Annotated in this window: 18 protein-coding genes; 8 read left to right on the top strand and 10 right to left on the bottom strand. The window is 69.2% G+C overall.

All coding sequences use genetic code 11. The features are described from left to right. Positions 1–215: 215 nt before the first annotated feature. From ABFJ78_RS44680 to ABFJ78_RS44645, 8 genes are all read right to left on the bottom strand, one after another. Positions 216–467 carry an AMED_5909 family protein gene (locus ABFJ78_RS44680; protein WP_436393513.1) on the bottom strand — a complete coding sequence of 84 codons (252 nt, stop codon included), beginning with the start codon at positions 465–467 and terminating at the stop codon, positions 216–218. Next, entirely contained in the window at positions 448–702 is a 255-nt protein-coding gene (locus tag ABFJ78_RS44675; RefSeq protein ID WP_436393512.1) for a hypothetical protein, read from the bottom strand. Before ABFJ78_RS44675 ends, ABFJ78_RS44680 begins: the two co-directional genes overlap by 20 nt. Positions 703–948: 246 nt before the next feature. Next, positions 949–1,401 (bottom strand): hypothetical protein, encoded by a 453-nt coding sequence (locus tag ABFJ78_RS44670; protein WP_436393511.1) that lies wholly within the window; start codon positions 1,399–1,401, stop codon positions 949–951. 36 nt (positions 1,402–1,437) lie between these two features. Then, positions 1,438–1,710 (bottom strand): hypothetical protein, encoded by a 273-nt coding sequence (locus ABFJ78_RS44665; protein ID WP_034286343.1) that lies wholly within the window; start codon positions 1,708–1,710, stop codon positions 1,438–1,440. 103 nt (positions 1,711–1,813) lie between these two features. Then, a complete protein-coding gene (locus tag ABFJ78_RS44660; protein WP_436393510.1) occupies positions 1,814–2,371 on the bottom strand; it encodes a flavoprotein in 558 nt (185 codons plus the stop codon). A 4-nt stretch (positions 2,372–2,375) separates the two neighbouring features. Further along, positions 2,376–3,611: a helix-turn-helix domain-containing protein gene (locus tag ABFJ78_RS44655; RefSeq protein WP_436393509.1), complete on the bottom strand. Its 1,236-nt coding sequence runs from the start codon at positions 3,609–3,611 to the stop codon at positions 2,376–2,378. Between the two features lie 39 nt (positions 3,612–3,650). Further along, positions 3,651–5,084 carry a hypothetical protein gene (locus ABFJ78_RS44650; protein WP_436393508.1) on the bottom strand — a complete coding sequence of 478 codons (1,434 nt, stop codon included), beginning with the start codon at positions 5,082–5,084 and terminating at the stop codon, positions 3,651–3,653. 771 nt (positions 5,085–5,855) lie between these two features. Beyond that, positions 5,856–6,245, bottom strand: a complete 390-nt coding sequence (locus tag ABFJ78_RS44645; RefSeq protein WP_436393507.1) for a hypothetical protein — start codon at positions 6,243–6,245, stop codon at positions 5,856–5,858. 452 nt (positions 6,246–6,697) lie between these two features. On the opposite strand from ABFJ78_RS44645, the gene ABFJ78_RS44640 reads away from it, so the two are divergent. After that, positions 6,698–7,066: a DUF742 domain-containing protein gene (locus ABFJ78_RS44640; RefSeq protein ID WP_364467177.1), complete on the top strand. Its 369-nt coding sequence runs from the start codon at positions 6,698–6,700 to the stop codon at positions 7,064–7,066. On the opposite strand, the gene ABFJ78_RS44635 is transcribed toward ABFJ78_RS44640, so the two are convergent. Both ABFJ78_RS44635 and ABFJ78_RS44630 read right to left on the bottom strand, forming a co-directional pair. Further along, positions 7,053–7,883, bottom strand: a complete 831-nt coding sequence (locus ABFJ78_RS44635) for an alpha/beta fold hydrolase (protein ID WP_436393506.1) — start codon at positions 7,881–7,883, stop codon at positions 7,053–7,055. The genes ABFJ78_RS44640 and ABFJ78_RS44635 overlap by 14 nt on opposite strands. Positions 7,884–7,904: 21 nt before the next feature. Next, positions 7,905–8,516, bottom strand: a complete 612-nt coding sequence (locus ABFJ78_RS44630) for a TetR/AcrR family transcriptional regulator (RefSeq protein ID WP_436393505.1) — start codon at positions 8,514–8,516, stop codon at positions 7,905–7,907. 32 nt (positions 8,517–8,548) lie between these two features. Between ABFJ78_RS44630 and ABFJ78_RS44625 the strand changes: the two genes are divergently transcribed. The 7 genes from ABFJ78_RS44625 to ABFJ78_RS44595 all read left to right on the top strand — a co-directional run bounded on the left by ABFJ78_RS44625 (position 8,549) and on the right by ABFJ78_RS44595 (position 16,359). Next, positions 8,549–9,412, top strand: coding sequence for an SDR family NAD(P)-dependent oxidoreductase (locus tag ABFJ78_RS44625; protein ID WP_436393504.1), 864 nt, complete (start codon positions 8,549–8,551; stop codon positions 9,410–9,412). Between the two features lie 105 nt (positions 9,413–9,517). Then, the gene (locus ABFJ78_RS44620) at positions 9,518–10,846 is read left to right on the top strand and encodes a purine-cytosine permease family protein (protein WP_436393503.1); all 1,329 of its coding nucleotides are present in this window, start codon (positions 9,518–9,520) and stop codon (positions 10,844–10,846) included. Between the two features lie 11 nt (positions 10,847–10,857). Next, entirely contained in the window at positions 10,858–12,399 is a 1,542-nt protein-coding gene (locus ABFJ78_RS44615; protein ID WP_436393502.1) for a hydantoinase/oxoprolinase N-terminal domain-containing protein, read from the top strand. After that, a complete protein-coding gene (locus ABFJ78_RS44610) occupies positions 12,399–13,469 on the top strand; it encodes a DUF917 domain-containing protein (RefSeq protein ID WP_436393501.1) in 1,071 nt (356 codons plus the stop codon). Before ABFJ78_RS44615 ends, ABFJ78_RS44610 begins: the two co-directional genes overlap by 1 nt. Next, complete coding sequence (locus tag ABFJ78_RS44605) at positions 13,466–14,560, top strand: DUF917 domain-containing protein (protein WP_436393500.1); 1,095 nt, start codon at positions 13,466–13,468, stop codon at positions 14,558–14,560. Before ABFJ78_RS44610 ends, ABFJ78_RS44605 begins: the two co-directional genes overlap by 4 nt. Next, entirely contained in the window at positions 14,557–15,267 is a 711-nt protein-coding gene (locus ABFJ78_RS44600; RefSeq protein WP_436393499.1) for an SDR family oxidoreductase, read from the top strand. The genes ABFJ78_RS44605 and ABFJ78_RS44600 overlap by 4 nt, the downstream gene beginning before the upstream one ends. 21 nt (positions 15,268–15,288) lie before the next feature. Further along, the gene (locus tag ABFJ78_RS44595) at positions 15,289–16,359 is read left to right on the top strand and encodes a DUF917 domain-containing protein (protein WP_436393498.1); all 1,071 of its coding nucleotides are present in this window, start codon (positions 15,289–15,291) and stop codon (positions 16,357–16,359) included. Positions 16,360–16,518: the final 159 nt, after the last annotated feature.

Raw genomic sequence — 16,518 nt, 5'->3', positions numbered from 1 at the left:
ACCCCCGTTGACGCTCGCCGGTTGTCGTCGTTTAGCGTTGTCATTGTTCACTTCCGCTGGTTGTGGACAGCGCAGGAGCGGCAAGGTTGGTAGCCAGGTTCCGCTTCTGCGCCTATACGGATCACACACACCCGCAACAGGACGTGCTTCATTGCCGCACGTCGGAGCGTGCGTTTTTCGCTGATACTGTTGACTTTTCGGTCGTCTACATGCGACTAATCAGCAGGCGTCCCTTCCGCCTGAAGTTCCGCCGAGATCTCACCCGCCTTCCGTTCCTCGTATCCGGCCCAGTACAGCGCCTCATGGTGGTGACCCCGGTCGACGTCCGCGACAGCCTTGTACAACCGCGCGTTGCCGAGCCGGAACGCCAGCCACACCGACGGGTTCGCGTCGCTCGGCGGACGGCGGTCCATCACGACCTCGTGGGCCTCCCGCAGCGTCTTCGGCTCAGCCCTCCGCACCGTCACGCCTCCCCGCGCGGGCCGCCAGGTCCTCGGCGTGGTCGCGGAGCCGGCGAAGGAACACCGCGCATCCCGTCCAGGCGGTCTGGTCCTCCGGCGGTACCAGCGTCACCACGCACAGCCCACCGGCCAGCACCAGGACCGGCGGATGTGACGCGCCCGTTCCGGTCTCCTCCACCGTCACCTCGGTACCCGCGCCGATTGTCCATCGGAGCCCCAGCCCGTCCCACGTTGCCGTCATGTTGTTCCCATTCCCGGGCCAGGTCGGCGAACCCCTCGGCCGCCGACTCCAGCGCCGCCACGCACCACCACGGCAACCCGCGAGACTGCGCCAGTTCGTGCCACGCCCGCGACACCCGCCGAGCAGCGTTCGCCGTGTTGGTCGCACTCACCGGCGACAGCACCGCACGGCCGTGTTCCCAGGCGGCCATGTAGTCCCGATACGCCTGCTCCCACGCCTCGACCCGCTCGCGGAAGCCCATCGCTGTCACGCGGCCTTCGGCATCTCACCGGACCCGCCGGACCGGGACGCCTTCGCGTTGGCGGCAGCCTGCTTGAACCCGGTCGCGCGGAACACGTAGGACTGGTACTTGAACTCGCCCTGCCCGGCCACGCGCGGTTCCGCCGTGAGCCCGTCCAGCTCGATCGGCCGCATCCCGGGCAGCGCCTCCGACGTCGTCGGCACCGGCTGGACGTCGGCGAGAAGGGTGATCTCGAAGGAGGCTCGCTTGGCGCGGGTCTCGGCCGGGTCGGTGACCATGACCTTCCACTGCCGCTTACCGGTCACCTCGTCAACCCGCTGTCGCACCGGGCGATTCGCGGCCCGGTCCTCACGCGACTGGTACTCGTTGTCCGGCGATACCTCGCCTACCATCACCAAGCCCTGCGGAAACGCGTCGTCGAAGTCGATGCCGAACCGGTGTCCTTTGTCGATAGCCATGCTGAATTCCCTTTACTGGTATGGGTTTCTTTGCGCTCAGTCGCGCTCTTCCGACCACTGGTCGCCGAGAGGAGAGGAGTAGGTACGCGTGCGGTTCTGCGTCTCGCACCACTCGCCGAACTCGTTCGCGGCCACGGCGAGGCTCCGCGCGAACCGCGCGGTGTCCATGAGGCCTCCGATCCGAGCCGGTACCTGGATCATGATCGCGGTTTCATCGCCCCCGGCCACCAGTTGGCGGACTCCCGGGGAAGGTGACACGACGGCAGCGCCGTATCCGACGAGGGGCTGAATCACCACGTGAATGCCCATGTGCTCTCCCGATGTCTCGGCTTCCGCGCGTCCGATTGGGCGCGCTGTGACCAGGAGACACCCGGGTGGGAGAGATCACCCGGACAAACTGTCCGGGTGGGTACTAGCGGTCGGCCGGAACGGCCTTCTCGATCGCGTCCAGCATGGCTGACCAGGGCAGATCCCGGCCGGGAGCGGACCGCGGTTCGTGCAGCGGCCAGACGTCGTCACCGTAGAGCAGGTCCACACCGACCCGCTTGAGGTTCTCGATGTGCATGGTCCAGGAGGGCTGACGCGCGTGGGCGGCGTTGACGCGCGGGAACACGATCACCGGCAGGTTCAGCGTCCCGATTGCCTCGTTGACCTGCGTCAACGCCTGGTTGTCGGCGATGCCGAGGGACATCTTCGCGACCATGTTCGCCGAGGCCGGCGCGACCAGGTAGCAGCTCGGGGCGGGGTGTGGGCTCTTCTGCGACGGCGACCGGGGCTCGACCCGCACCGGGTAGCCGGTGGCCTGCTCGATCTCGTCGAGCTGCCCGGTCTCGGCCAGCCAGCGCCCGGCGGTGGGCGTCAGGGTGACCGCGACCGTCCAGCCCGCGTCCTGGGCAGGCTTGATCAGGCGAGGAAGCAGGTCTTCGACACCGCCGGCCCCGGAGGCGACCAGCCCGAGAACTCGCGACATGTGGCTACCTCACCGCGCCGCAGCGCTCAGCCAGCGCGAGCAGCGCCGAGGACTTACCGGCAGTGGCGGGGGCACGCCGGTACATGGACCGCACGACCTCCCGGACCATGGTGTTGTGCCGGACGATGGTCGGCGACTTCTGCTCGGCCTCCAGGAGGACCTGAAGCGCATCGTCGTCCTTCGCGAGCAGACTGAGTGCCCGGGCGAAGTCGATTAGGTGCGTGACCTGGCGTTCTACCGGCAGGTGGTCGACGTTGACGCGCGGGGCGGTCTCGATCACCTGACTGACGTCGCCGAGGTCCAGCGCGGCTGAGAGCCGGTGCAGCTCGACGTTGGCCGGCCCGAACCCGGTCTGCCAGTAGTTCGCGTCCACGCCCAGCTGGTCAGCGGCGGCTTTCGCGTGTCCAAGGAGGTCGTTCGCCGTGGTCCGGTCCTGGTGTCGCGCCGCCGCGACAGCCGTCCGGAGGTAAAGCATCCCGTACAGGCTCAGCGCGGCAGGATCACCCTCGGCCATCCTCGGGAGTAGCCACTTCGCCGCGACGTCGCCCAGCTCAAGCGCGTCATCGAACCGGCCCACGGCCAGGAGCGCGTGCGTGCCGGAGCGGGCGGCCGAGGCCAGGACCAGCGGATCATCGGAGTCATCCGCCGCCTGCATGGCGCGTTCGGCCGCGATCCACGCGAGGTCCGCTTCACCGATCTTGCTCAGCGTCGTCGCCGCCAGGTGGTGCACCCTTGCCGAGATAGCCGCACAGATCCGCTTGTACCCAGCGTCGTCCGACGAAGCCGCCTCCATCGCCTGGGTGGTCTTGATCAGCCCAGGCAGCGCGGTCACGACCCGTCCTAGGTCGCCCTTCTGGTAGCTCGACCAGGCACCTTCCACCAACTGCCGAACAGGCTGCGGGTCGATGTACTCGGGCGACATGGCCGAGGAGAACAGCGTCCGCGACAGCCGCCGGGGAGCCATCAGCGCGTCCCGGATCGCTGGGACGTCGTCGTGCTTGTCCTGCTCCTCCATCAGCACGGGTTCGCCGAGCAGGTCACCCAGGGTTACCCGCAGCGCCCGCGCGAGGTCGGCCAGCACGTCCAGGCGGCGGATGTCCCGTTCACCGCGCTCGATCTTGCTCAACCAGTCCTCGGTGCGGCCCACGAGGTCAGCAAGCACCGCCTGCGACAGCCCACGCCGCCGCCGGTAGAACGCGATCCGCTCCCCGATGCTGAGCTGGTCACCCGCACCACGCATGATCACAGGGTAACAGCCCAGCCGGAGCTTGGGTTCTCTCTAGACTGCCCACAGTATTAGTTTATTGCTGCGCTCGGAGGATTTCTTGAGATGGAAGCCTTCGATCTCGAAAACTTTCCTTATTGCCAGCAATGCTGTCGAGATTGCTTTATCGCGTGAAGCTATCACGTCGTCGAATGAGGGATCGTTGTCGGCGCCGTGAACAAGTCGACTTCTGAGGTCGTAGATTGATTTAAGTTCCTTGAAGAGCTTTGTTCGTTCCTCTGTTGAAGACGGTTCTAGTAGATTGGCCAGAGAAGCGCAAACCCGAACGCCGGTTTCTGGGGTACCACTGAACATGTTCTCCCATGTCATGACGGAGTCAATTAGGCTATCGACTGGGTCTAGTCTCTCGGATAATGCCGACAAGAGCTTTCTGACGGAGATGCTAAGAGTGCCCAGTCCGTTCGAGAGTGTCTCGTGCCAACTTGCCACCTTCTCTGCCTGGTCGGTGCGCAGAGTATTCGATGGGCTACTAAATTGCCTTGAGGTATCAAATAGTGTTGGTGTTGCGCCGAACGGGTCGAGGATGCTCAAGGACTCCTGGCGTGATGCAAGGTAAATAGGTATGTCTGAAGCGCAAAGCAAAGAGAATCTGATGAGATTAACCGAATCTCGGACGCGCTTCTGCCAGTGTTCGTTTTGCTTTTGCATTTCCTGATGGGGTTTCCCGTGGATTTCGGATCCAGTCTCCCACTTGGTTGCGGATACGATCTTCAGGGGAAGTGAAGTGGTGACGACAGTTGTCACGGTCGAGTTTGCTGGGACGAACTTCGAGTATGTACTGTCGAAGCTTCTCAGTGTACTTTGACCCAGGGTAAGGCTGTTGATCTCGGGCATGACGATGTCGGCAAGTCCTACAACTGCGGGGACGTTGACTTCCTTGCCGCTGGCAAGGTTCCTTGCGTCCGTCAGCGTTTGGGAGATGTTCCTTATGTAGTCGCGTAACCCCTCGGTTTGATTGACAAGTTGACGTCGGTGACTTGTGAATATTAGTCGATCGGCGAGCAAGGCGAGTTGGAATGTCATCCCGCTTCCTGTTGAAAGTTGTATAAACGAGAGGATGTCGTGCACGTTCTGCTCGTTAATCTGTGTGGGATCTTGCTCCGGGAAGATCTTTGAGATGCTCTCGTCTGCAAGTGCAGCCCGGCAGAACTCAATATGGAGCGGGTGGCGAATAATGGCTGCCACGGGGGCAGGGTCGAAGCCGAATCCATCTTCGCGTGGCGGTAATAGGTAGCCTGGGTAAATGTCGCGCGCAATGGTTGCTAGCATGTCGAAGCATCCGTCTTCGGATTCTTCGATCTCGTGCACTGATCCGCCGCAGTGTATTCTGTAAGAATTTGCGAGAGAGGTGTTGAATTCTTCTTTTCTGTTGAGGAGTGCCTCGCCAACCAGTAGGCGCCCCGTTGTGCTGTCGTGCGCGGCTGCCATCGTAGACATTTCGTTTAGCTGTGCTAAAACTTGGGACTGATTTTCTGTCCAACCTGCTTCAGTTGATTCGAGATCTGAATGCTCGCATGCAAGCATGTAACACAGTAGTTGATCGCCGAATATGCGTCGAAGATCTTCCATTGGTATAGCGTCCTCCGCATCGGGTTCGCTGCAGAACTTGGCTCTATGGGATCAAGGTGCGCCGCCAGCGGCGGCGCGCACGTCACCACCCGTGCGGCGGGCTCGCCCTCATGCGACACGGACGGCCTGCCGCTCCGCTCCGGCCGCCGGTCGCCGGGCGGCCCGCCGGAGGGCCGGCCGCGTACGCGCGCCGCCGCGAGCTGGTTGATCCACTCGTCCCCATACGCCCAGAGACGTCGGCGAGTCGATCAGTGTTACGCCGAACAGGGGGCACGATCGGGTGACCGCTGCCTCGTCAACGATCGTTTAACACCGGCCGACCGCCATCAAGGGCGCCTACGGCGTCGCTGCGCGATGGACGCAAGCGCCCACCCTTGACACCGGCCCTCCGGCGCTAACAGCAGCGGGGACGAGGAAGACGGGGGAGGGCTGCCACCAGGCCAGACAGACACAGCGGCGGCAGAAAGCCAGGCCGTCTACAGGCCGTCAGACGTCCAGACAGGCCCGGACGCGACCGGACCCAACAGACACAAAAGAGCAGGTCAGAGGCGGTAAGGCCAGGAACGCCCCCAGGCCCACCGACCGCCTGGATAGTTCATGAACAAGAAGCCCATCCGCCTCTGACAGCCGTCAACCGTCGGCCTGGTTGTCCCGGACCGACCGGGCCACCTCGCGATCTATCTCCGCCTGCTCGCGCCTCGTGCGGTCCGACGTGGCCGTCAAGCGGTCCTTCGCGCGCGCCACCTCGGCACTGGCGCGTTCCAATGACTGCTTTTCGAGGTCGGCGAGGTTCGCGTCGAAGTCGGGCGGGGTGCCGAGCGCCGTCTCGAAGCGGGCTTCGTAGTACTTGATCCGCTCTTCGCGGTCGTTCGCCGAAGTTTCGCGCCGGTCGGCTGTGCGCTCGCGGTCGTCCGCCACCCGTTCGCGCTCGTCCGCGCGACGGTCGCGGGCGTCGGCCCGCCTGTCGCGTTCGTCGGCGATACGCGCGCGGTCCCGCTTCGTGGCCTCCGGCTCGCCCATGCCGCCCACGATACTGCCGATGGGGGAATCCGGATCCCTCGGCTCAGGGGATGATGCTCCGCGAGTTCAGGCGCTCGCGCAGCTCGCTCGCCATTGCCTTGGCCGCGGTCGACGACCGCGGGGCGGCGGTGACGGCGATGCGCCACCTCGTCCAGCTGGGCCACCGCGAGTCTGCCGGGAGGCCGGCCGCGTGCCGGAACCCGCCTTCGAGACCGGCGGCGGGTTCACCGTCGCGGGCCGGGCGTCTGATCCTGGCGCGATTGTCCGGCGGAAAAATCGCGACATCGCCGTCGATTCTCGGGACACGACTAGTCCTTCGCGGCAGTACTGCTCCACCTGCGAGGCGTTGACCTGCGGTTTTTCCGGCGTTGCTCTGTTCGGTCGATTGCGGCCTACTCGATCATTAGGTCAAATAATCGCCGACAAGGATTAATCGCCGTGAGGAGCTGGCTGTGCACTGGGGGTCCGTGCTCGAAGAAGGCGGGGCGGGGATGGTCCGCCCGTACTTCCGCACCCATGGCCGCACGCGTCCGACCCGGGACCTCCCGATCGAGACGCTCGTGTCGATCACCCAGCGGGGGCGGGCGGTCGTGCGGGGGAGCACGACGGAGGAGACGGAGATTTGCGCGCTGCTGCGGACCTCCCAGTCGGTCGCCGAGGTCGCGGCGCGGCGGCGGATCCCGCTGGGGGTGGCGCGGGTCCTGCTGTCGGACCTGGCCGACCGCGGGCTGGTCGCGGTGCACACCGCCCGGCGCGGCTCGGGCAACCGGCCGAGCCTCGAGCTGATGGAACGCATCCTGCACGGCCTCAGCCGGCTGTGAACTCCCGGACCAGGCGGGCGAACTCCGCCTGCTGGTCCAGCGGCAGCAGCGTGTAGCTGTCGGCCACCTCGACGAGCTTTCCCTTCGGCAGCAAGGCGGCCAGGCGGCGGCCGTGCTCCGGCGGCATCACGCGGTCCTCGCTCGCCCAGATCACCAGGGCGGGCCGGTCGAACGCCGGGAGCCGGTCGGCCACTTCCCGCAGAATCCTTGGGGTAGCGGCGAAAGCCCGCAACATTCGAACCGCGTCCCGCCGGATGCCCGCCTGGCTCAGCAGCGGCCGGAGCCAGCCCGCGGAAACGGCGTCACCGCGCTTGGTCAGCCACCCGAACGCGATCGGGAGCCGGCGGATCGCGCGCAGCCGCAGCTGCTGCATGAACAGCCCGAACAGCCCCGGCGAGAGCTTTCCCGTCAGGAACAGCGTCTTGCCGGTGAGCCCGGGCGGGAAGTTGTCGAACGCGTCGCACGACGCCAGCACGACCCGGTTCACCCGCGAATCGCCGTCCGCCATTACCAGCTGCACCAGCGCCCCGCCGGTGTCGACGCCGACCAGAGTCACCTCGCGCAGGTCCAGGCGCTCGAGGAACTCCGTGAGCAACGCGGCGATCCCCGGCAGCGAAAGGTCGGCGTCAGGACGCATCGGGTGCCGGTGCGCGCCCAGCGGCAGTGTCGGGACGACGCACCGGTGGCCCGCCAGCGACGCGACCGTGTCGTCCCACAACGTGCCGTCCATCAGCAGGCCGTGGACGAAGACGAGCACCGGGCCCGGCCCGCCCGTGTCGGTGTACTCGACGGTTCCCGCCCCCAGTTCGATCTCCATGTCAGAAGTGAACCACGCGGTTCACAAAGTGTCGAGAGCTTCCTCCCGCTCGACCGCGCGCAGCAAAGCCTCGAACCCGGCGGCCGCGCCGGCGCCGTCCGGGCTGGTCAGCAGGTCCACGAGGAAGCCGCGCAGGGTCGCGAGGATCATCGACGCGACCTCGAACTTCCGCTGCTCGGGCCAGCCCGCCGGGCAGAACGACACCAGCGTCGGCAGGTACTGCTGCGACGCGCCGTGGCCGAGCGCCGCGTACCGGCCGGGGTCGTACATCGCCAGGCCCATCGCCTGGTCCAGCACGCGCCGCAGCTGGGTCTCCTCGTCCCGGAGGCTCACCCACGCGGCCCGGACGCGGTCGGTCAAGGTGGCGGGCGACGCGGCGATCGCCGTCAGCGCGTTGCCGATCCGCCGCTCCCGCAATGCGAAGACAACTTGCCGGAGCAGGTCTTCGACGCCGTCGAAGTGGTAGAGCAGCACCTTGTGCGTCGTCCCGGCCGACCGCGCCGCCCGCCGCAGCGAGAAGTCGACGAGCCCGTTCTCGGCGACCTCGTCGGTGATCTTCGCCAGCAGCTCCCGGCGCCGGGCCTCGCCGCGGGCCGAGCCGGTCGACCGCCGGTAGCCGGTAGCGTTGTCCATGGCGGACAGCTTGGCACGGGGAGGGGACGCCGATGCGGGTGCTGGTGACCGGCGGCAACGCCGGGATCGGCTACTTCGTCGCCGAACAGCTGGCCTCGGCGGGCGCGGAGGTGGTGATCGGCAGCCGTGACCCGGCGAAGGCGGAGGTCGCGAAGACCGCCATCCGCGCGCGAGTCTCCGGGGCGAAGGTCGACCACGTCCGGCTCGACCTCGCCGACCTGGCCCAGGTCGCGAAGGTCGACCCCGGGCCGCTCGACGCCGTCGTCTGCAACGCCGGGGTCATGCTCGACCACCCGCCGCGCCGCGAGACGCCGGCGGGCCACGAGCTGATGTTCGGCACCAACCACCTCGGCCACTTCGCGCTGGTCGCCCGGCTGCTGCCGGCGCTGGCGCCGGACGCGCGGATCGTCACCACCGGCAGCTTCGCGGCGAAGTCCGCGAAGCTCGACTTCGCCGACCTCCAGAGCGAACGCGACTACGTCCCGAAGCGCGCGTACGAGCGCTCGAAGCTGGCCCAGATGCTCTTCGCGCTCGAACTCGACCGGCGGCTGCGCGAAACCGGATCGAAGCAGCTGAGCGTCGTCGCCCACCCCGGCGGCGCACTCGACTCGCTGACGCCGTCGCGCCCGCCGGTGCACGTCCGCACCGCCGGCCAATGGCTGCGCGGCCTGCCGGTCCGTGCCCTCCTGCAGGGCAAGGACGCCGGCGCGCGGCCCGCCGTCCGCGCGGTCCTCGGCCCGGACGTCACCGGCGGCCAGCTGTGGGGCCCGCGCGTGTTCGGGCTGCGCGGCCGGCCTTGCCTGGAACAGCGGTGGGCGAACCTGGCCGACGACGCGGCCGCCGGGCGTCTCTGGGCGGAAAGTGCCGCGCTGACCGGAGCCGACCCGCTGGGCTGAATGCACAGCGCGGACGCTCCGGCTGTGCACATCGCACGGTGACGCCGCCGGGACTGCTGCTTACGGTGCGGGGAACCGTTCCCCTTACCGGAATAGGAGGTCGGCGTGGCCTCAACAGTCGGTGTCGATGACTATGCCCTCACCAGAGTGCCGGACCACGCCCGGTATTCGTGGTGGTCGGTCGCCGTCCAGCGGTTCGGCCAGGTGTCCGCCCTGTCCCAGTTCCTGCTCGGAGCCACCGTCGGCTTCGGGATGAGCTTCTGGAACGCGGTCCTGGCGTTCACGCTCGGCTCGGTCATCCTGGAGCTCATCACCATCCTCGTCGGCGTCATCGGCGTCCGCGAGGGCCTCTCGACGTCCATGATCGCCCGCTGGACCGGCTTCGGCCGCGGCGGCTCGGCGCTCATCGGGCTCGCCATCGGGATCAGCCTGATCGGCTGGTTCGGCATCCAGTCCGCGGTGTCCGCACAGGGCCTCGTCTCGCTCATCGGCGGCCTGCCGGAGTGGGGCTGGGCGCTCGTGTTCGGCCTGCTCGTCACCGCGATCGTCGTGCGCGGCTTCCACTCCATGGCCTGGACGGCGTACCTGACCGTGCCGGCCTTCCTGGTCCTCGTCGGCTGGTCGGTGATCTCCGAACTGACCCGCCACGACGTCGGCGCGCTCGTCTCCTCGGCCCCGCCCGGGCCGGCGCTGAGCCTGTTGCAGGGCACCACGCTGGTGGCGGGCGGCTTCATCGTCGGTGCCGTCATCACGCCGGACATGACCCGCTTCAACCGGTCCACTTCGGACGTCGTCAAGCAGACGCTCGTCGGGATCACCCTCGGCGAGTACGTCATCGGCCTGTCCGGCGTCCTGCTCGCGCACGCTGTCGGCAGCGCCGGGATCACCACCATCGTGACGTCGTCGGTCGGCTGGGTCGGCCTGCTCATCGTCATCGCCGGCACGATGAAGATCAACGACTGGAACCTGTACTCGTCGGGCCTGGGCGTCGTGAACTTCATCGGCACGGTGTCCGGGCGCAAGGCCCACCGCGGCCTGGTCACGGCGGTGCTCGGCGTCGCGGGCAGCCTGCTCGCCGCCGCCGGGATCCTGGCCAAGTTCACCGACTTCCTGACCGTGCTCGGGGTCGCGTTCCCGCCGATCGCCGGGATCATGGTCGCCGAGTACTTCGTCGTGAAGAAGTGGCGCGGGGACCTGGAAGCCGCCCGGGCGCGGGGAACCGTGCCCGAGGACGCGCCCGTGTGGGTGCCCGCCACCATCGTCGTCTGGATCGCCGCCGCGCTGTTCGGCGAGTTCGTCGAGTGGGGCCTGCCGAGCATCAACTCGCTCGTCGTGGCCTTCGTCCTGTACGTCGTCGCCGGGAAGCTCGGCCTGGTGCGCGGGATCGGCAGCAGCCGGACCGCCGACGCCGCTCCCGCCGTCCAGTCTGCTTAAGGAGAATCTTCGTGCGCATCGGCATCGACGTCGGCGGCACCAACACCGACGCTGTCCTGCTCGACGGCCGCCAGGTGCTCGCCTCGGTCAAGACCAGCACGACCGCGGACGTCACATCGGGCATCGTCGCCGCGATCGACGGCCTGCAGCGGCAACGCGCGTTCGACCCGGCGGCGGTGCGGGCGGTGATGATCGGCACCACGCACTTCATCAACGCCCTCGTCGAGGCCCACCGGCTCGCGCCGACCGCGGCCGTGCGGCTGAGCCTGCCGGCCGGGGCGTCACTGCCGCCGATGGTCGACTGGCCGCAGCGGCTCGTCGACGCGGTGTCGGGGCGCAGCTACCTGGTCCACGGTGGACACGAGTTCGACGGCCGCCACATCGCGGAGCTCGACGAGAGCGAGCTGCGCAAGGCCGCCGACGACATGGGGGAGGCCGGGGTGCGCAGCGTCGCGATCACCTCGGTCTTCTCCCCGGTCAACGCCGAGTTCGAGGCCCGCGCGGCCGAGATCATCGGCGCGCAGCTGCCGGACGTCGCGATCTCGCTGTCCCACGAGATCGGCCGGATCGGGTTGCTGGAGCGGGAAAACGCGACGGTGATCAACGCGGCGCTGCGGGAGCTGGCCGCGCACATCGTCGACGGGCTGGCCGCGTCGGTCACCGGCGCGGGCATCACCGCGCCGCTGTACCTGAGCCAGAACGACGGCACGCTGATGGACGTCGACTTCGCCCGCCGCTACCCGGTGGCGACCTTCGCGTCCGGGCCGACGAACTCGATGCGCGGCGCCGCCGTGCTGTCCGGTTTGGACACCTGCGCGGTGGTCGACGTCGGCGGCACGACTTCGGACGTCGGCGTGCTGAGGCAAGGGTTTCCGCGTGAGGCGACCACCGACGTCAGCGTCGCGGGCATCCGCACCAACTTCCGGATGCCGGACGTGCTGTCGATCGGCATCGGCGGTGGCAGCCGGGTGCGCGGGAACGTCACCGTCGGCCCGGACTCGGTCGGCTACGAGCTGACGTCGAAGGCGCTGGTCTTCGGCGGGGACACGCTCACCGCGACCGACATCGCCGTCGCCGCCGGGCGCGCGGAGATCGGTGATCCGTCGTTGGTATCGCACTTGGACCGCTCGTTGGTGCGCGCGGCGCTCGACCGGATCGCCGCGGACGTGTCCGATGTGGTCGAACGGATGCGGACCTCGGCCGAGCCGTTGCCGGTGGTCGCCGTCGGCGGTGGTTCGGTGCTGCTGCCGGACGAACTGGCCGGCTGCGGTGCGGTGCACCGGCCGGAGAACTACGCCGTGGCCAACGCGATCGGCGCGGCCATCGCGCAGATCGGCGGTGAAGTGGACCGCGTCTACGTGATCGAGCCCGGCCGTCGCGAGGCCGTCGTCGACGAGGCGAAACAGGAGGCCGTCGACCGCGCGGTGGCCGCCGGGGCGTCGCCGGCGTCGGTCGGCATCGTCGACTTCGACGAGGTACCCATCCCGTACCTGCCCGGCAACGCCACGCGCATCCGCGTCAAGGCCGTCGGCGACCTGCAGCTGGGGGCGTGATGCGCGAGATCACGGATACCGACCTCGACGACATCGCCCGCGGTGCGGCCATCCTCGGCACCGGGGGCGGGGGCGACCCGTACATCGGGCGGCTGCTGGCTTCCGCCGCGGTGCGCTCGCACGGCGCGGTGCCGCTGGTGCCGCTGGGCGACGTGCCGGACGACGCCGTCGTGCTGCCCGTGGCGATGATGGGCGCGCCGACGGTGATGGTCGAGAAGCTCCCGTCGGCCGAGCAGGTGGGCCTGGCCGCCCGCACGCTCGCCGGCTACCTCGGCAAGGAGCTGACGCACATCGCCTGCGCCGAAGCCGGTGGCGTCAACTCGCTCATCCCGGTCGTCGCGGCCGCGCAGCTCGGCCTGCCGCTGGTCGACGCCGACGGCATGGGCCGCGCGTTCCCCGAGCTGCAAATGGTTTTGCCGACTTTGTACGGCATCCGCGCGACACCGATGTCCATTGCGGACGAGAAGGGCAACCGCGGGGTACTGGACACTGTGGACAACCGGTGGGCGGAGCGCCTGGCCCGGTCGGCGACCATCGACATGGGCTGCTCGGCGATGATCAGCAACTACGCGATGTCCGGGGCCCAGGCCCGGGAGTCGCTGGTGCCCGGCACCCTCAGCCTGTGCGCCGAGCTGGGTGCGCTGGTCCGTTCCGCGCGCGCCGCGCACGAGGACCCCGTCGCGCGGGTCGTCTCGCGCCTGGGCGGGCGGCGGCTGTTCAGCGGCAAGGTCGTCGACGTCGCCCGCCGGACGGTCACCGGGTTCGCCCGCGGCGAGGCCCGGCTGTCCGGAATGGACGACGACACCGGCGCGGAACTGGTGCTGCGGTTCCAGAACGAGCACCTGGTGGCCGAGCGCGACGGCGTCGTCGAGGCGTCGGTGCCCGACCTGATCTGCACGCTGGAACGCGAGTCCGGCGAGGCCGTGACGACCGAGGGCCTGCGATACGGCCAGCGCGTCACGGTGATCGCCGCGCCCGCCGACCCGCGCTGGCACACACCCGAAGGCATCGCGCTGGCCGGGCCGCGGTACTTCGGCTACGACATCGACCCGATCGGAGTCGCCGGGTGAGCTGGACCCTGACCGAAGCCGACCTGCCCGACCTCGCCCGCGGCGCCGCCGTGCTCGGCACCGGCGGCGGGGGCGACCCGTACGTCGGGCGGCTGCTCGTGCGCGAGGCGATCCGCGAGCACGGGCCGATCACCATCCTCGACCCGTCCGAAGTGGACGACGACGCCCTGGTCATCCCGACAGCGCAGATGGGCGCGCCCACCGTCGTGCACGAGAAGCTGCCCAACGGCGCCGAGCCCGTGCTGGCGCTGCGGACGCTGGAGCAGCACCTCGGCCGGTCCGCGGACGCGACCATGCCGATCGAGTGCGGCGGCATCAACTCGATGATCCCGCTGATCGTCGGCGCCCGGCTCGGGCTGCCGGTGGTCGACGCCGACGGGATGGGCCGGGCGTTCCCCGAGTTGCAGATGGAGACGTTCGGCGTCTACGGCGTCACCGGGTCGCCGATGGCCATCGGCGGCGAACGCGGCGAGACGACGGTCATCGACACCGGCGCGGACAACAAGCGGATGGAGTGGCTGGCCCGCGGCGTCACCATCCGGCTGGGCGGCGTCGCGCACATCGCCGAGTACGCGATGAGCGGCGCCGACGTGAAGCGGACGGCGGTACCGCAAACGCTTTCGCTGGCGTTGACCGTGGGCCGCACGATCCGGGAAGCGCGGGCGGCCAACGAAGATCCGGTCGACCGGCTGGCTTCGGCGTTGCGCTCGACGCCGTACCAGCACCTGCGGGTGCTCTTCCGCGGCAAGGTGTCCGATGTGGAGCGCCGGACCGAGGCGGGCTTCGCGCGCGGGCGCGCCGCGGCGGTGTCCTTCGACGGTGCGAGCAAGCTGGAGATCCTGTTCCAGAACGAGAACCTGCTGGCCACTGTGGACGGTTCCGTGCGCTGCCTCGTGCCCGACCTGATCTGCGTGCTGGAGTCGTCGACGGCCGAGCCGATCACCACCGAGACGCTGCGGTACGGCCAGCGCGTCACCGTCGTCGGCATCTCGACGCCGCCGTTGATGCGGACACCGGAGGCGCTGGACACGTTCGGCCCGGGGGCGTTCGGGCTGCCGCACCCTTTCGTGCCCGTCGAGGAGATCGGATGAGCTTGACCGGGAAGCAGGTGGTGATCGTCGGCGGCGGCTCGGGCATCGGTCTCGAAGTGGCCCGGCGTTCTTCGGCGGCGGGCGCGTCGGTGCACCTGGGCGGGCGGACGCCGGAGAAGCTGTCGACGGCGGCCAAGGAGGTGGGCGCGACCTGGCAGGTCGTCGACAGCACCGACCAGGACTCCCTGGCCGCGTTCTTCGGCGCGCTCGACCGCGTCGACTGCCTGTTCACGCCCGGCGCGTCCTACACGGTCGGGCCGCTGCGGGAGCTGAGCGACGAGGACGCGGCGAGCCCGTTCGTGACGAAGTTCTGGGGCCAGTACCACGCCGTCAAGCACGCGGTGCCGCGGTTGGCCCCGGACGCGTCGATCGTGCTGATGTCCGGGGCGGCGAGCGTGCGGCCGCCAGGCGCGGCGCCGGCGTACGTCGCCTGCAACGCGGCGGTCGAAGGGCTCGGGCGCGGGCTGGCGGTCGAGCTGGCCCCGATCCGGGTGAACGTCGTCGCGCCGGGCACGATCGACGGCAACCTCTGGGCCGGGCGGCCCGCGGACATCAGGGAAGCGAGCTTCGCGCAGTACCGCGCGGACACGCTGCTGCACCGCGTCGGCAAGGAGTCCGAAGTGGCCGATGCGGTGCTGTACCTGTTCGGCAGCACGTACACCACCGGGTCGACGCTCTACCCCGACGGTGGCTACGCCCTGCGGTGAGTTCGTCTACTGTGGTCAGCCATGCGCATCGCCGCCGGTGACGTGGCCGCCCTCGAACGCGGGGTGGCCCTGCTCGGGTCCGGCGGTGGCGGGGACACCGTCACCGCCGCCGTGCTGCTGCGCCGGTTGCTCTCCGAAGGCCGCTCGCTCGTCGTTTCGCCGGTCGCCGAACTGGCGCCTTCGGCGCGGGTGGTGCCGATCGGGGTGGTCGGCGCGACGGCGGCGTTCACCGAGAAGCTGCCGGGCGGCGACGAGTTCGCGTCCGCGGTGGCGGCGATCGAGCGGTGGACGGGCGAGCGCGCCGACGCGCTGATGTCCATCGAGATCGGCGGGCTCAACGGGCTGCTGCCGCTGGTCGTGGCCGACCAGCTCGGGCTGGGGTACGTCGACGCGGATCTTTCCGGGCGGGGGCTGCCCCGGCTCGACCAGTTTTCGGTGGCCGCGACCGGCCGCGGGGTGGCGCCGGCGGCGCTGGCCGAGCCCGGCGGGCAGGTCGTGGTGCTGGCGGCCGGGTCCGACGTGGTGATCGAGCGGGGCACGCGGGCGTTCCTGGCCAGCTCGGGCGGGTGGGCGGCGTTCGCGCTGGCCCCGATCCCGGCGGGCGAGCTGGCGTCGTGTTCGGTGACGGGGACGACGAGCGGCGCGCTGGAGCTGGGCCGCCGGGTGCTCGCGGCGGGGGAGAGCCCACCGCGTGCGGTGTTGGAGTCGGCGTTGGCGGGCTCGGTGCTGGCGCGCGGCCGGGTGCTGGAGGTGGCTCGGCACCCCGGTCCCGGCCGGCACGGCAGCCCGGGGTTCGGCCGCGGGAGCGTCACGCTGGCCGACCACCGCGACGGCGCGCTGGTCCGGCTGGAGATGGAGAACGAGTACCTGCTGGCCCTGCGCGACGGGGCACCGGTGGCGTCGACGCCGGACGTGCTCTCGGTGCTGGACCACCGGACGGGGGTCCCGGTCTCGTGTGACGCGATCCGCGCGGGGGTGGAGGTGGACGTGGTCCGCTTGGCGGCGGCGGAGTTCTGGACCGACCCGCGCCGGTTGCCGGTGCTCCAGCCGAGGGCATACGGCATCGACTGCGACCCGGTGGGTGTGGAATGACCCGGCGGGTAGCGCCCCAATGTGGCCTTCGGTGCGTGAGACGCACCCAAGGCGGCCTTCGGTGCGTCAGACGCAACCAAGGCCACATTGGGGTTGTTTCATCGTGGTTTGTGCTGGTCAGGATGGGTTGACCTGGTCTGATAGTGCTCATCCCGGGCC

It is taken from the genome of Amycolatopsis sp. MEPSY49 (assembly GCF_051337345.1).
GTDB lineage: Bacteria > Actinomycetota > Actinomycetes > Mycobacteriales > Pseudonocardiaceae > Amycolatopsis.
The sequence above is the reverse complement of the archived record's forward strand: the minus strand, read 5'-3'. Positions and strand labels throughout refer to the sequence as shown.

Bases quoted from the DNA above. Each gene is read 5' to 3' on its own strand.
- ABFJ78_RS44675 (WP_436393512.1), bottom strand. From the start codon at position 702: ATGACGGCAACGTGGGACGGGCTGGGGCTCCGATGGACAATCGGCGCG.
- ABFJ78_RS44670 (WP_436393511.1), bottom strand. From the start codon at position 1,401: ATGGCTATCGACAAAGGACACCGGTTCGGCATCGACTTCGACGACGCG.
- ABFJ78_RS44665 (WP_034286343.1), bottom strand. From the start codon at position 1,710: ATGGGCATTCACGTGGTGATTCAGCCCCTCGTCGGATACGGCGCTGCC.
- ABFJ78_RS44660 (WP_436393510.1), bottom strand. From the start codon at position 2,371: ATGTCGCGAGTTCTCGGGCTGGTCGCCTCCGGGGCCGGCGGTGTCGAA.
- ABFJ78_RS44655 (WP_436393509.1), bottom strand. From the start codon at position 3,611: ATGCGTGGTGCGGGTGACCAGCTCAGCATCGGGGAGCGGATCGCGTTC.
- ABFJ78_RS44650 (WP_436393508.1), bottom strand. From the start codon at position 5,084: ATGGCAGCCGCGCACGACAGCACAACGGGGCGCCTACTGGTTGGCGAG.
- ABFJ78_RS44645 (WP_436393507.1), bottom strand. From the start codon at position 6,245: ATGGGCGAGCCGGAGGCCACGAAGCGGGACCGCGCGCGTATCGCCGAC.
- ABFJ78_RS44635 (WP_436393506.1), bottom strand. From the start codon at position 7,883: ATGGAGATCGAACTGGGGGCGGGAACCGTCGAGTACACCGACACGGGC.
- ABFJ78_RS44630 (WP_436393505.1), bottom strand. From the start codon at position 8,516: ATGGACAACGCTACCGGCTACCGGCGGTCGACCGGCTCGGCCCGCGGC.
- ABFJ78_RS44625 (WP_436393504.1), top strand. From the start codon at position 8,549: ATGCGGGTGCTGGTGACCGGCGGCAACGCCGGGATCGGCTACTTCGTC.
- ABFJ78_RS44610 (WP_436393501.1), top strand. From the start codon at position 12,399: ATGCGCGAGATCACGGATACCGACCTCGACGACATCGCCCGCGGTGCG.
- ABFJ78_RS44600 (WP_436393499.1), top strand. From the start codon at position 14,557: ATGAGCTTGACCGGGAAGCAGGTGGTGATCGTCGGCGGCGGCTCGGGC.
- ABFJ78_RS44595 (WP_436393498.1), top strand. From the start codon at position 15,289: ATGCGCATCGCCGCCGGTGACGTGGCCGCCCTCGAACGCGGGGTGGCC.